At 76.3% G+C, this 612-nt stretch carries 1 protein-coding gene; it reads right to left on the bottom strand.

Going from position 1 to position 612, the window contains the following annotated elements:
• On the bottom strand, window positions 1-348 hold a 348-nt coding region (locus FV230_RS29070), incomplete at its 3' end, for a site-specific integrase (RefSeq protein WP_187275677.1).
• Between the last annotated feature and the right edge of the window lie 264 nt (window positions 349-612).

Genomic DNA, 612 nt, shown 5'->3' on the forward strand with positions numbered 1-612 from the left:
GCGCCGCTCCACCTTGGGCGAGCGCACGGCGCCGAGCGCCGCCACGGTGCCGTGACCCTCGCGCTCGAGGTGCTTGGCGAAGGAGCGCAGGCCGGCCAGGGCCCGCATCAGCGAGCGGCCGCCGACCTCGTCGGCCCGCCGCGCGGCCATGAAGGCGCGGACGTCGCGCGGCTTCAGCGCGACGATCGCGGGGATCGTCGGCGTGCCGGTGCGGGCGTCGAGATGGGCGAGGAACTGGCGCAGGTCGCGCTCGTAGGCCTCCACCGTGTTGGCGGACATCCGCCGCTCGGCCGCGAGGCTGAGGCCCCAGGCGCGGGCGGCGGCAAGGAGGGCGGCATCGCCCGGCATCGTGGGAAGGACGGAGCCCGACGCGGGAGCGGAAGTCGGCATCGGGTCTTCCTCGCGGAGCGCGCCCGCGTCGAGCGCGCGAGCCGGTCACTGGACGCCCGCGCGGTTGCCCGGCGGTTAACGGGTCTTCTCGATCCCCATCGCCTTGATGCGCGAGGCCAACGTCGTCGGGCGCAGCCCCATGAGCTCGGCGGCGCCGCCGGGGCCGAACACCTTGCCGCCGGTGAGCGAAAGGGCGGCGGCGATCTCGGCGCGGTCGCGGGC

This window comes from Methylobacterium sp. WL6 (genome assembly GCF_008040095.1).
In the GTDB taxonomy this organism is placed as follows: domain Bacteria; phylum Pseudomonadota; class Alphaproteobacteria; order Rhizobiales; family Beijerinckiaceae; genus Methylobacterium.